Below are 12,963 nucleotides of genomic sequence, written 5' to 3' on the forward strand. Positions count from 1 at the left end.
ACCTGCATTGGGCCATAAAATGGTCATAGGACGGAAATAGCAAAATGATTTCAATAATTATCCCCGCCTACAATGAAGAAGACCGCATTGGTAACTCCCTTGAAAAACTAGCTGCTTTTTTGGAAAAAAGAAATGGTGATTTTGAAGTCATACTAGTTGACGATGCTAGTACTGATAGAACCAGCGAAATTGCGCAGTCTTTTGCCAACAAAATCCCCAACTTTAAGGTTCTGAAGCTTGAGAAAAGTCCTTTTGCGGGTAAAGGCTACGCAGTCAACAAAGGAATTTTAGCTTCTCAAGGAGAAATTGCAGTCTTTACGGATTCTGATTTTTCTACCCCAATTGAAGAAGTCGACAAACTCCTGAAAAAAATTAGTGATGAAGGCTTCGACATCGCCATTGGTTCTCGTGCCCTTGATCGCTCAACCGTACTGCAACATCAAGGCTTTCTGCGCGAACTCATGGGACGAAGTTTTAATATTCTGGTCCGTATTTTTACAGTCCGGGGAATAGTTGATACACAATGCGGCTTTAAAGCTTTCAAGATGAGCTCTTGTCGCGAAATTTTCGAGCAGGAAAAGATCTTTGATTTTGGCTTTGACGTAGAACTCCTCTTTGAAGCCCAGAAAACAAACCTAAAGATAGCTGAAGTGCCTGTCCTCTGGTTCAATGACAAAAGAAGCACGGTCAATCCGATCATTGACTCAACCAAAATGTTTCTGGATCTGATCAAAATCCGGATGTATCACGGTCGTCTCGATGGTTCTTTGGCTGATAAAATTTACTATTTAATCTATCACCACCGAACTTTTTGGCGCTTCTCCATCGTCGGAGTCAGCAACACGATCGTTGACTACGGACTCTTTTTTGTTTTAACCAAAAAACTGAGCCTAGATGCTTTGGTTGCGAACCCGATCAATGTCGAGGTGGCCATTCTCTGGAGTTTTTTCTGGAACAACCTTTGGACTTTTTCGGAGAGAAAGTCTCGTCAACCACTCTGGTCGCGTTTTCTGATTTTTCAACTTATTCAACTCGGTGGGCTTGCTCTGTCACAAAACAGTTTACTGATTTTGCACAAATACTTCGGTTTGGGAGACTTACTTGCCAAAGCACTGACAATCCCCGTAGTCCTTGTCTTTAACTATGTTCTGAATAGTCGTTGGGCTTTTAGTGAGGAAAAGCGCAATCTTTTGAGCTGGTTTGCTTATTCTACTTTGATCGTCTTTCTCTTCTTTATCTATTTCTATTTGAATCAGGGGAAGTTCGTACTTTGAAAAGCTTTTTTTCTTTTCTCCTGATTTCTATTTTCAGTATCCTTTTTAGTCTTAGTCTCTTTGCTTACGACTTGAAATTAGTTTTCCTCAATCCAGAGACGATCAAGGAATCCTTGGTCAAAAACAATGCCTATGAAAGTGTCGTGACCAGCTTTTTGCCAACTGTAGTTTTACAAGCCCTGAAAAATAACGGTGCTGATTCTGAAAACGCAGGTACTTTAGCCCAAAAAGTCTCGATAAAATTGGTTGATCCAAAATCTCTACAGCAAGACACAGAAACAATTTTGGATCATTTACTTCCTTACCTTGATGGAAAAACTCAAACCCTAGCCTTTAGTCTTGATCTGACCAAATACAAAAAGACCTTGGAAAACAACTTTGAAACTGCTTTTTTGGACTATTTTTCTTCTTTACCGCTTTGCGACCCGGGAGGGGAAAAACAAGAGTCAGAAGGTCTTCCTTCCTGTCGAGCTGAGGGCACGACCTTGGCTCAGCTTTACCAACAAATACCGGCTCAAGAAATAAGAGAAAGTTTGCTTGACCGCTTCCCGGCTGAAGTAAAAATTGACAACAACAAGGCTACTCTTGTTCCAAGTGAGACTACAAAGGGAGAAGCAGGCCATGTATCTCCAAATCCCTCACAGGATTTGAAATCTATAAAACTAAATTCAATTCGCGACGGGCTTGGAAAAGCAAATTTATTTATCTTGCTGGGGTTTTCCCTAAGTCTGCTTTCTCTTTGTTTGGTCGCCTTGCTTTGGTTGAAAAACTACCGTTCTAGCCTGCGCTGGATCAGTCGGGGTCTCTTTACTACTGCTTTTGTTCCCCTACTGATCTCTCTGGCAATTTTTTTGTTTTTGAGTAAAAATTTCCTCCTTTCAACAATTGATCGTTTCTTTGGCTTACCAGCAGGCATAGATATCGGCCCTCTGGTTGGGGTCGTTCTTTACCTCCTAAAAAGTTTTTCTTTCCTTCTCTTGCTAGAAGCGATTGTGATGATAGTAATATCAATTGGGATAACTCTCTTTTTAAAATTTTACCGCCCTAGCGGCAAATCTCTTCTTAGGAAAACCCCTTGACTAGTGGATAAAAAAGGTCCGATAATAACTTTACTAACGTCTTTTGTTTAGCACAATTCAAGACGTTTTTTTCAAAATAGCTGCCTCTTGATTGGGGGTGAAAAAAACTTGGAAGCACGTATTCTTAGAGCTGGTTTGGGAGCAGCGGTCTTTGGACTTCTGGTCAGTGGCGCTCTCGGAACTTCCGGTGGTTGGTCACCAGTTCTTTCTCTGACCAACAATGTCCTCGGAGTTTGGATCATCGCCATAGTCCTGAGTATCTTCTTTGCCTATATCTTCACTTACTGGTTTGACGCTTTTTTGCCAGGAAGTGCGGTAGTAAGGGGAGCCATCTTTGGAGCTTTAATTTGGGTTCTTCTCCTGGTCCTTGGAGGAGTCTCGAACTTTTTCAAAGAGGCTGTTTATCCAGACCCAGCCGGAGCTAGTCTTTTCCTTAGTCTAGTTCTTCACTTGGCTTGGGGCTCGGTTTTATCTCTTCTTTACCAAAGTAAAGGTTAGGGTAGAACTGAAAGTGGGTTGATGTTTTGTCCGGACTGCGAAACCTCAAAGTGAAGATGTGGTCCTGTTGCCCAACCGCTAACACCAACCCAACCAATGACAGTCTTGGCTTTGACTATTTGCCCAACTACAACGTTGGTGGAGCTCAGGTGAGCATACAGTGATTCAAAACCGTTGTGTTTGATGATCACATGATTGCCAAAACCACCATTGAAGTGATTCACTGAGCTCACCACCCCCTCCATAAAGGGGTGAATCGGTGTTCCATAACTAGCCGCAATATCTATCCCTGAGTGGGAAGAGGAAAAATAGGTGGTGATATAGCCTCTTGCGGGCCAGTGAAGAGATCTCGAAAGACCTTCTGGCAGACTCACTACGCCAGAAGAAAAGGAGGTGTTCGTGGGCGGCTTTATATTAGAAGCCTTTATTTCCGCTTCTGTCTCCACTTTGCTAACCAGAGTAGACGTTTGTGTTTCGACCACTTGAGGCGGGTAACTAGTCGAAGCCGCGTTGGTGTTGGGTGCAAAAAACAAAGTCGCCGGCGAAAGTAGGGAAATTGACAGTAAAACTACCCCAAGTGCCGAAAGCAAGGAAGGTACAAAGAACATTCTCGGAGAAAAATAGCTTGAAGTTTTGCTTGGAAAGTAAGGTCTCAATTTTTTGCTGGTAAGCAAATTTAGTTTAAAGTATTTGACCAATTCTGAGATTAGGTAGGGGAACAATTTCTTATCAATACCGAAAAACTTACTCTTTCGAGCTTGGTGAAAATCATGGAAGTAAACTACTTCCCTTGGTTTTATTTCTTGGACTTGCGGACCTCTGGGGGCTTTTCCCCACAGAAATCCATTGTCCAAATAGTGTATTGAACTCATTGAGATTTTGCTTCGGGGGATTTCAGGTCAACAATCTATCACTTTTGAGTCTTTTTGTCAAAAATTTTTGAGAAATTCTAGATAAATTCACTTAAGCGTATATAATATTGAGTATGGAAGAGTACAAACAAAAAATAAAGCAGCTCACTAAACGGCTAGACAGTCTAATTTCGGGAGCGGTTTTGGCTGAAAAAAGAAAAGAAATTCTCTCTTTGGAAGCAAACACTCTCAAAAGTGATTTCTGGTCGGATACTCTCTCTGCCCAAGAAACGATGCGGCAACTGTCTGATTTAAAAACTGAGGTTGCTGACTTCGAAGATTTGAAAGAGACACTGACAACCTTGTCAGAACTAGCAGATTTGGAAACTTCAAATCAGGAAGAAACAATCGATTTCGAATCTGAAATTGAAAAGGTAGGAAAAAAACTAGACAAAATCGAAAGTCTTTCCTTTTTGTCTGGTCCCTATGACAAAGCAGACGCTCTTCTTTCAATCCATTCCGGTCAAGGCGGTACTGAGGCGATGGATTGGGCCGCTATGCTGCTGCGGATGTATCTGCGCTTTGCTGAAAGAAAGAGCTGGTCAAGCCATCTTATCGAAGAAACCAAAGGTGAGGAAGCCGGAATAAAATCGGCAACGATTGAAATAAAAGGCAAACAAGCTTACGGTCTTTTGAAAAATGAAGCTGGAACTCACCGTTTAGTTCGGCAATCCCCTTTTAATGCTGACGCCCTTCGCCAAACCTCTTTTACCCTTGTCGAAGTTTTACCTGTCATTGAACAAGCAGAAAAAACTTTACTTAATCCAGAGGAAATTGAAATGGAGGCTTTTCGCTCTTCTGGTCCGGGCGGGCAAAATGTTCAAAAGGTAAACACCGCCGTCAGACTACGTCACAAACCAACTGGTCTTGTCATCACAGCTCAATCGGAAAGAAGTCAGCTCCAAAACAAGGAAAATGCTCTTAAGCTCCTCACTGCCAAACTTTACGCTCTTGAAGAAGAAAAACGGGCCAAAGAGGAAAGACAGCTCAAAGGTCAGTTCAAAGTCGCAGGCTGGGGCAATCAAATTCGTTCTTATGTCCTTCACCCCTACAAACAAGTGAAAGATTTGCGTACTGGACTCGTCTCAACTGACCCAAACCAAGTCCTGGACGGTCATTTGGAGCCGTTTATTGAGGCTGAATTGAGGCTCTAACTCGAGAGAGCAGCCGCCAGTAAAGTTGCTTTTTGTGGCTAAATTTGCTATGGTGAAATCTCCAACTGATGATTGTCTTCGATGAAGTCTCCAAGCAATATAATCTAACCAATGCCCTCTCGGATATAAATTTGGAAATTGAGGACGGAGAGTTCGTTTTTTTGATTGGTCCTTCCGGAGCAGGAAAATCTACTCTGCTCAAACTTTTGATTCGCGAAGAACTTCCTACTCAAGGACAAATATTCGTTGGCGAATCCGAAATAACCTCCCTACCATCGAACCGCGTTCCTCATCTTCGTCGGGTCGTGGGAACAATTTTTCAAGATTTTAAACTTCTACCCCAAAGAACTGTTTTTGAAAATGTCGCCTTTCCTTTGGAAATAATCGGTCTTGCCGACGAAGAGGTCTCTCGTACTAGTCATGAGGCTCTTAAACTAGTCAATTTGGCTAGCAAAGCCGAGCACTTTCCTTGGCAACTTTCCGGTGGTGAACAACAACGCACTGCTATTGCCCGCTCAATGGTCCAGAGACCTGAAGTACTTCTTGCTGATGAACCAACCGGCAACCTTGATCCTCAAAGTGCCTGGGAAGTGATGCAACTCCTCGCCAAGCTCAACAAACTAGGAACTACTATTGTCATGGCTACTCACAATCTTGATATTACGAGCAGTCTCCCGCACCGGATGCTTGAAATCCGTGAAGGCAAAATCGCCCGCGACACCAAACCGAAAAAGGAATCGAAAGAAACCAAGGAGGAGAAAAAATGAAAACTTTACAACGACTCTTTTCAACTACTTTTAAGAGAATAACGCGCAACCCCTACAATGCTGCGGGAGCCATAGCCGTCATGTTTCTCACTTTTTTGGTGGGCGGAAGCTTTGTCTTGATTAGCTTTGGCTCCAACAAAATTTTAAGTTACTATGAATCTAGACCTCAAGTAATTGCTTTTTTGAAAGATGACACTACTGATACCCAAGTTGAAGAAATTAAGGAAAGTTTAAACTCCACCGGAAAGGTATCTTCGGTAAATTACGTTTCCAAAGAAGCAGCGCTAGAAATTTATAAAAGCAGAAACAAATCTCAGCCAGAACTGACCGAATTTGTTACTGCTGATATTTTACCCTCTTCTTTGGAGATCTCCACCAAAAACATTGAGGATCAAGATGAAGTCGCCAAAGCAGTTGCCGCCGAGCCTCAAGTTGAAGAAGTAGCTTTTCTGAAAGAATTGATCGACAATCTTACTAAATGGACAAAAGCGATCCGTTTGGTCGGTATGAGCTCGATTGTTTTCTTGATGCTAACTTCTATTTTTGTCACTCTAGTGGTCATCGGACTGAATATTTCTCTCCACAAAGAAGAAATTGAGATCATGAAACTGGTCGGAGCAACTGAACGTTACATACGCACTCCTTTCCTCTTTGAAGGAGCTCTTTATGGTTTGGTATCAGCTCTTTTATCTACTTTGGCGACCATTGGAGCAATGGTTTGGCTGAGTCCCTTTGTTTCGCGCTATCTGGGAGAGTTTTCTCTTGTTCCTGTTCCTTGGACCAACTACGCCTATCTCTTGGCAGCTGAGGCAGGGGTAGGAATCTTTGTTGGAACTCTTGGCTCCTACATTGCGACGAGAAAATACTTAAAAGTTTAGATCCTTATGAAAAAAAGATTGTTCTTTCTGACAATCATCTCCCTTTTTATTCTCGGCCCCTGGATACAGGTACCCCTTTCTGCGGCCAGTCTTCCTCAAAACTCGGGTGGTTTGCTCGAGGACCTAAACAGTAATTTAAAAAGACAGGAACAGCTCAAGAAAAATATTAGTAACGCTCAAAATCAGGAACGCAGTCTAGCCAACCAAATTTCTTATGCTAACAACCAAATTGAGCTAACCAACCTTCAAATCGAGGAAACTAACGATCGCCTCGATCTCTTGGCGGACAAAATTAAGAAGACCAAAAAGAAGCTGGCAAACGCGGTCAAAGACTACAACCACATGAACGATGTGGCTGACAGCCGAATCAGAAAGATTTACAAGGAAGGCTTCTCCGGACCACTTGATAATCTTCTAACTAGCGACAACGTCAACTATTTTCTCATCCGACAAAAGTATGCCGACGCCGTTCATCAATCAGACGTTAACTTGATGAACAACCTCAAAAAAGTACGTGACGGCATCAGTCAAGACAAAAAAGATCTGGACAAGCAAAAGTCTGACACCGAAAAGCTGAAAACCCAACTTGTTTCCCAGGAAAATTCTTTGTCGGATCAAAAATCCCAAAAGTCTTATCTGCTGAGAGTCACGAAAAACAACGAAATCACCTACCAAAGTCTGCTCGCTCAAGCCAAGGCTGAACAAGCTCAAATTCTGGTCGCTTTGGGTGGTGGCGGAGTCATCATTGGGGACGTCACCCGCGGTCAGATCATCGCCTTTCAAGGCAACTCAGGGTGTTCTAGTGGGTCCCACCTACACTTCGAATACCGTATTAATGGAAGAGCAGTTGATCCACTGCCTTATCTAAGAAGCGGTCAATTAGGTCAACCAGAAAGAGGTTACCAGATTAACCAATACTTTGGACAAAATGCAAACTGGGCCATCTATGGACCTGGAGGGCATCCAGCTATTGATATTAGCTCCGGATCTAATTCTCCAGTTTATGCGGCCAAAGCCGGCCAAGCTAGACTGATAGTTGATAGAAACAGTTACGGCTGCCCAGGAGCCTGGTGGCACCCACCGGCACGTGGGATTGTCATTGACCACTCAGACGGAAGCAAAACCCTATATTGGCACATTCGTTAGAAAAACTTAGCTAACTTCAAAAAAACGGCACTTATCCCTTGACAACAAGTAAATAGTATGCTATAGTGAGGCTAATGAACACTAAGTTTAGCCTCAGACAATTTAAGAGAAAATATGGTACGCACGAACAATGCTTGGAAGCTATTAAGAAGCTACGTTTCGCAGATGAAATGGATTGTCCAAAATGCAAAAGGCTTTCAGTTTTCTACAAAGTTTCAGACCGAACCGCTTATGCCTGTAAGTTCTGTGGCTACCAAATTTACCCATTAGCAGGAACTATTTTTGAGAAAACTACTACGCCACTTGATATGTGGTTCTTTGCAATGTACTTAATGGTACAAACCCGTTCTGGTTGTTCTGCTAAACAACTGGAAAGAATGCTCGAAGTTACTTACAAGACTGCTTGGAGAATGTTTAAGCAGATTAGAGCCTTAATGGCTGACAATTCAGGTGAGCCGTTAGACGGAATTATTGAAATTGACGAAACCTTTGTGGGTGGTAAAGCAAAGAACAGGGCAAGAAAGTGGATACAGGGCGTTGAGGGCGAGGAAAAAGAGGTTGTTATGGGTATGGTGCAAAGAGAGGGTAAAATCTATCTCAAGCACGTTCCAAATACTGGCAAGTACACTTTGCTTCGCCAAATCAAAGACCACGTTAGCCCTAAAGCTACCATTTACACTGACCAGTACGGCTCGTACAAACAACTTAACCGCTTGGGCTACAACCACTCTTGGGTAAACCACAAAAAGACTTTCGTTTATGGTGACGTTTACACTCAAAATATCGAGAACTTTTGGTCTCACCTAAAGCGTGGAATTACTGGCGTGTACCGAGTGGTAAGCAAGAAGTACCTGCAAAGCTACGTTGATGAGTTTGGTTTCCGTTATTCTAACAGAAATGTAGGCGGCGGAATGTTTGATCTACTTTTGGCACAGGTTGCAGAGGTTAAGGTTTTGAAGATTTCTGAGGAGTAGAGGCTTTTTTCAGAACTTTAAGGAAGTCTTTTTTTGCGTCTTCCCGACCACCTTGCTTAAGCCACTCTTTGAGTTTTATATCCTGGGAAAGAGGTTTTTTCTTCACAACACAATTATATCACTTAGGTGTCTGAATAGCAGAGGATGTGGCGGTGTTAATAAGGTAATTTCCCTTTGAATAAAAATTATTGAAATTTATACCGAAAAATATCAACCCAATAATTAAGAGTGTTAGCACTATATAAATAACTATTGAGCCCGCATTTTTACCAGTTCTAAGAACAACGTGTAGAAGTAGAACAAAAAATGTAAGTAAACCAGCGGAAATTAAGGTTAAAGAAACAGCCGCTGAAAAAACAGTAACCTGCTTAAATAAAGAGAACTCTATAGATATAAAAGTGAAAAGGGCAACGAACAAACCCAACGTCTCTATAAGTTGTGTTCTATTCTCATCGAGTTTATCTTCCACTTTCTTTACTCTATCTTCCTGGCTGTTAAACTCCTTTAATATATCATTTTGTTTATCACTAAGAGTTTTTACTTCATTCTGAAGGGTTTTGGAAAATTCATTTAGTGCTTCAATTTGGGGATAAGTTTCTACAATTTCTGGACTACCCGTAGTTGGGATTTTACTGCTTTCAGGCTTTGTTGTTTCTGGTATCGGTTCTGATGGTTTTGGCATTTTAATCAAAAATACTTGAATACATGTCTTTTTTATCTAATTTATTATCAGCTTCTTGTATAAACGTCTTAATTTTTTCGGAATCCCAATTCATATCTTTGTCCTGCCGAGTATTTATATCTTTCATCAACATTATTACTTTTCCCTTATTACCCACATTTTTTATTCCATCGCCGATAGTAACAACTTGATTGCAATCAATATTATTCAATGTTAAATTGAATGTTAGATTGAAGAGGAAAGTTCTTAAATTCTCTGTAAGCCTTTCTTTAAAAACAGTTTCTGAGATATCCTTGGTAGGGTTTTGGGAAAGAAAGAATATCTCCTTTATATACCCAACCCTTTTCATTTTGTTCTGGGAAGGACTATGATGAAATATAATGTCAGAGAGTTTCCCGACTAAATCTTGAATTTTATCTAATGGAAGTGAAAAGGAAGATATTTCCGTTTGATTAATCCACTGAATGTTTATTTTGTCAAAACTCAAATTGCACGCAACTGAATTATCTTTGGATCTAAGTAAAAGCCTTGGTATTTCACGAGGGGCAGTGCTTGGAATTGGTAAAATAATGTTATTTCCATCAGAAAATACATCAACCCCATCCCTTATCTCTTCTAACAGGATATTTAAATCAGAAATATAAAAATCTTTTGGGAAAAGAGCTACCTCGTATTTATTTATAACTAAATTTCGTTCAGCCATAAGTGGAACGAATTTTATCAAACTTTTAATGAATTTACTAGTCCTTGTTCTCATGGTATAGGTGCCAAAAAAACCCCTTGACTTAGCGCTAAATTTTCATTAATTTATCTTTCGTGTCCAAAAAACTGCTCAGTTTTTTCTTTTCAACAATTTTGGTTTTTGCTTTCTCGAAGCAAGCCTTGGCTAGTTCCTTGCCTGCTCCTACCGTTCCAGACACAGTAAAAGCGACTGAAAATTTTACAGTAAGTTTCAGCCTTAGTCTTGATCCAAATTACAACTACTATGCAAAGGTAAGACTTGGTACCGAGACAAGCAATCTTAAATATGGGCAAACTTACAACTCAGCATCAGATCAATGGTTAACTGATTCAGATGCTTGGACTTCTTTTCCAGTTTTTACAACAAACTCTGCTGGTACTTTGTCCGCTAGTTTAACAGCCAAAACTTCAAGTAACGTTGTCCTAGGATCAAATTTAATTCGGATAGCCGTGAGAAGAACTGACACAAAAACTACTCTTCAGAGCGAAACGGCTAATATCAATGTCGAGGCGGCACCTCCAAACCAAGATTCCGACTCGGATGGTAATACTGGCTCAACCGACCCAACTCCAAAGCTTAACTTAAAGCTAGCCTTGTCAGAATTTATGCCCAATCCGGAAACAGGGGAGAAAGAATGGGTCGAAATTCGCAATTTGGCCAGCTCTAGCGCTGATCTTTACGGTTGGAAAATTGACGATGGTCCCGCCGGTTCTTCGCCACTGACGCTTGAGGAAAACTCAACTATCGCCGGCTTTGGCTATAAAGTTTTTTATTTACCTTCGAAGCTAAACAATTCCGGGGACAGCCTTCGTCTCCTCAAACCTGACGGCTCAGAAGCTGACGTGGTAAATTTCGGGGAAACAACCAAGGGGGTTTCTTTTGCCAAAGGCTCTTCCGGTATCTGGCAACAAACCCTGACCCCGACTCCGGCAGCAGCGAACATTATCAACACCGGGGAAGTCCTTGGCTCTACGGATACCAGTAAGTCTTCTCTGACGGAAAATCCCAAAAGCGACAACTATTCACTTGATGTTCTTACCCCTCTGGAAGCAACTGCCTCAAGCCACTCCGGAAAGCAAGCTAGTCCGGTCAAAAATCTTTTTGCTTCTGAATCCCCAAAGGGTTTCTTTTGGATCTTGGTCGTGATTGGAGGTTTTTTGCTAGTAACTTCTTTAACTATTTTTGGGATCAAATCAGGATTTTTCCGAAAAATCTTTTCTAAAAACGCGAAGAGCAGTTGAGGGGGTGTGAAAACCCAGCAACTGCTCGTGCGATCTACTCTCTACTTATCTCCCGGTATGTAGCAGGTACCAACACTCCCGTCCTCATAGACCAAGCAGACCTTGATGAGGCGGGCGGCGTTGACAAAGTCGAGAAACTCTTCCGCGCTCGCCGGCAACTCGATTGGTGCCTCACCAACCGGGCAGACCACCCAATCGTCATTTTCATGGGGGACTCCCGCTCGAGCTTGATAAGTGCCTCCGGAGTCTTCCCCACAGAGAGAATCTGTGCTTGAGTATGAGACCTCTACGCCATCAGCCAAAAGTATTGTGGCGCTGAGACTGAAGTTGATGTCCCGGTCCGAGTCGTTGAAAACCCAACCCCGGATCACGAAAACGGGGACATTGGTAACCTCATCCCTCCAGAACTGGTTGTTGTAGGGCTTGTCCACCCGTTCGAAGCTGACTTTTCCTGCGAGCAAAGTGGCAAAGCCACCCCCTACCTCAATAGTTGCTGCCTCCTCTGCTTGTTGATCAGCCTCGGCTTGAGCCGTAGCAGCAGCATTTTTCTCTTGCTGCTCGGCTGTAGCGGTGAAGTGGATGTCACTGGCATCGACACTCCAAATCCCTTGAGATTTGATCAGGTCAAAGATACCATCTTCTTCGACCTCTGAGGTTCCCTCTTTACGAACGGCGATCAGGTGAACCCGGTAGAGGTAATCGTCGCCAACACTGTCGTACCAACTCAGGCACTTGATCTCAAGCAGGCCGTCGACACCTTTGAGCGCTTTTTCAGCTACCTGAAGTTGCTCGTCCGTCAGCTTGACCTCATCGTCGGCACAGATCGACAGCTTCTCCAAACCTGTACCAGCGATTCTCTGGGGAACCGACGGCTGCTCGACAAGGCGCTTACTCCCCCCACCACAAGCAGCTGCAATCAAGACCACTGAAGTGGCCAAGAAAATGAACCCTCTCATGATCCTCTCTCCCTTCCTTAAGTCGTTTTTGTGACTATTAATTATACGCCCAAAAGGCAATTTTTTCCTTATTTGGCCCCTTGAAAAGGGCTTTCAATTAGGCTAGTTTTAAGGCAAAGCCCATCAACTCAAGCTAAAGCCGATTTTTCTTCTGGGAGGGGGAGATGCTTTTCAAAGTTAATCTAAAGGCAGTTCCAGCCCGACGCCTGCGGCAGATTCTCAAAAACGTCGGTTTGGAAGTAAGCACGAATGACATCTGCTTTAACGATCATCGGGTTGGTGGTTTCAACTATGCTAGCGGCAACCTACTCGGATTCACTCTGGAAGAAGCCACGGGCGAAGTCCTGAAGGCTTGGCTGTCCCGGAACGAACAGTCTTCAAGGTCTAGAAGAATCTTAAGAGTTCTTGGCCTCACCTCGTTCTTGGGCAAATGGAACCAAGACTTAAAGTACACCGACTCCCATCCTTTCGGGGAAGGGATCTTTATTGGTCCGCTCCCCAAAGAAGACAGCTCAGCTTACCCGGGCGGCGCAGGAACAGTGAAAACTGTCTCTTTGCGAGAGCGTTTGAGTGCTTCGAAGCACCTTACTCCCCGCCAAAGCCGGCGTCGAGTCAGCCCGCGCAAGTAGTTCCCAACTCTGCTACAGACCTGGACCGCTCT

At 42.9% G+C, this 12,963-nt stretch carries 14 protein-coding genes; 10 read left to right on the forward strand and 4 right to left on the reverse strand.

The genetic code is table 11. The annotated features are described in order from the left end of the window. The first annotated feature begins 44 nt into the window (after nt 1-44). The 3 genes from Q8P13_04270 (at nt 45) to Q8P13_04280 (ending at nt 2,851) form a co-directional block, all read left to right on the forward strand. Entirely contained in the window at nt 45-1,274 is a 1,230-nt protein-coding gene (locus tag Q8P13_04270) for a bifunctional glycosyltransferase family 2/GtrA family protein (protein MDP2671641.1), read from the forward strand. Further along, the gene (locus Q8P13_04275; GenBank protein MDP2671642.1) at nt 1,271-2,353 is read left to right on the forward strand and encodes a hypothetical protein; all 1,083 of its coding nucleotides are present in this window, start codon (nt 1,271-1,273) and stop codon (nt 2,351-2,353) included. The genes Q8P13_04270 and Q8P13_04275 overlap by 4 nt, the downstream gene beginning before the upstream one ends. An 87-nt stretch (nt 2,354-2,440) precedes the next feature. Beyond that, nucleotides 2,441-2,851: a hypothetical protein gene (locus Q8P13_04280; GenBank protein MDP2671643.1), complete on the forward strand. Its 411-nt coding sequence runs from the start codon at nt 2,441-2,443 to the stop codon at nt 2,849-2,851. Here Q8P13_04280 and Q8P13_04285 read toward each other — a convergent pair. After that, a complete protein-coding gene (locus Q8P13_04285; GenBank protein MDP2671644.1) occupies nt 2,848-3,723 on the reverse strand; it encodes a M23 family metallopeptidase in 876 nt (291 codons plus the stop codon). The two genes, Q8P13_04280 and Q8P13_04285, sit on opposite strands and share 4 nt — an antisense overlap. Nucleotides 3,724-3,836: 113 nt before the next feature. On the opposite strand from Q8P13_04285, the gene prfB reads away from it, so the two are divergent. From prfB to Q8P13_04310, 5 genes are all read left to right on the forward strand, one after another. Next, the gene (gene prfB, locus Q8P13_04290; protein MDP2671645.1) at nt 3,837-4,916 is read left to right on the forward strand and encodes a peptide chain release factor 2; all 1,080 of its coding nucleotides are present in this window, start codon (nt 3,837-3,839) and stop codon (nt 4,914-4,916) included. A 68-nt stretch (nt 4,917-4,984) separates the two neighbouring features. Continuing rightward, a complete protein-coding gene (gene ftsE, locus Q8P13_04295) occupies nt 4,985-5,683 on the forward strand; it encodes a cell division ATP-binding protein FtsE (protein MDP2671646.1) in 699 nt (232 codons plus the stop codon). Further along, a complete protein-coding gene (locus Q8P13_04300) occupies nt 5,680-6,561 on the forward strand; it encodes a permease-like cell division protein FtsX (GenBank protein ID MDP2671647.1) in 882 nt (293 codons plus the stop codon). The genes ftsE and Q8P13_04300 overlap by 4 nt, the downstream gene beginning before the upstream one ends. A gap of 6 nt (nt 6,562-6,567) precedes the next feature. Next, on the forward strand, nt 6,568-7,707 hold the full coding sequence (locus Q8P13_04305) for a peptidoglycan DD-metalloendopeptidase family protein (GenBank protein ID MDP2671648.1): 1,140 nt from the start codon (nt 6,568-6,570) through the stop codon (nt 7,705-7,707). 74 nt (nt 7,708-7,781) lie between these two features. Then, entirely contained in the window at nt 7,782-8,681 is a 900-nt protein-coding gene (locus Q8P13_04310; protein ID MDP2671649.1) for an IS1595 family transposase, read from the forward strand. A gap of 118 nt (nt 8,682-8,799) precedes the next feature. Here the strand turns inward: Q8P13_04310 and Q8P13_04315 are convergent, their stop codons facing one another. Both Q8P13_04315 and Q8P13_04320 read right to left on the reverse strand, forming a co-directional pair. Beyond that, a complete protein-coding gene (locus Q8P13_04315) occupies nt 8,800-9,363 on the reverse strand; it encodes a hypothetical protein (GenBank protein MDP2671650.1) in 564 nt (187 codons plus the stop codon). A 1-nt stretch (nt 9,364) separates the two neighbouring features. Then, complete coding sequence (locus Q8P13_04320) at nt 9,365-10,066, reverse strand: hypothetical protein (protein ID MDP2671651.1); 702 nt, start codon at nt 10,064-10,066, stop codon at nt 9,365-9,367. A 113-nt stretch (nt 10,067-10,179) separates the two neighbouring features. Here Q8P13_04320 and Q8P13_04325 point away from each other — a divergent pair, with 113 nt between their 5' ends. Continuing rightward, entirely contained in the window at nt 10,180-11,346 is a 1,167-nt protein-coding gene (locus Q8P13_04325) for a lamin tail domain-containing protein (GenBank protein MDP2671652.1), read from the forward strand. Between the two features lie 41 nt (nt 11,347-11,387). On the opposite strand, the gene Q8P13_04330 is transcribed toward Q8P13_04325, so the two are convergent. Next, on the reverse strand, nt 11,388-12,302 hold the full coding sequence (locus Q8P13_04330; protein ID MDP2671653.1) for a hypothetical protein: 915 nt from the start codon (nt 12,300-12,302) through the stop codon (nt 11,388-11,390). A gap of 164 nt (nt 12,303-12,466) precedes the next feature. Between Q8P13_04330 and Q8P13_04335 the strand changes: the two genes are divergently transcribed. After that, nucleotides 12,467-12,931: a hypothetical protein gene (locus Q8P13_04335; GenBank protein ID MDP2671654.1), complete on the forward strand. Its 465-nt coding sequence runs from the start codon at nt 12,467-12,469 to the stop codon at nt 12,929-12,931. Nucleotides 12,932-12,963 lie beyond the last annotated feature (32 nt).

It is taken from the genome of bacterium (genome assembly GCA_030704665.1).
Classification (GTDB): Bacteria; Patescibacteriota; Microgenomatia; order Woykebacterales; family RBG-16-39-9b; genus JAUYID01.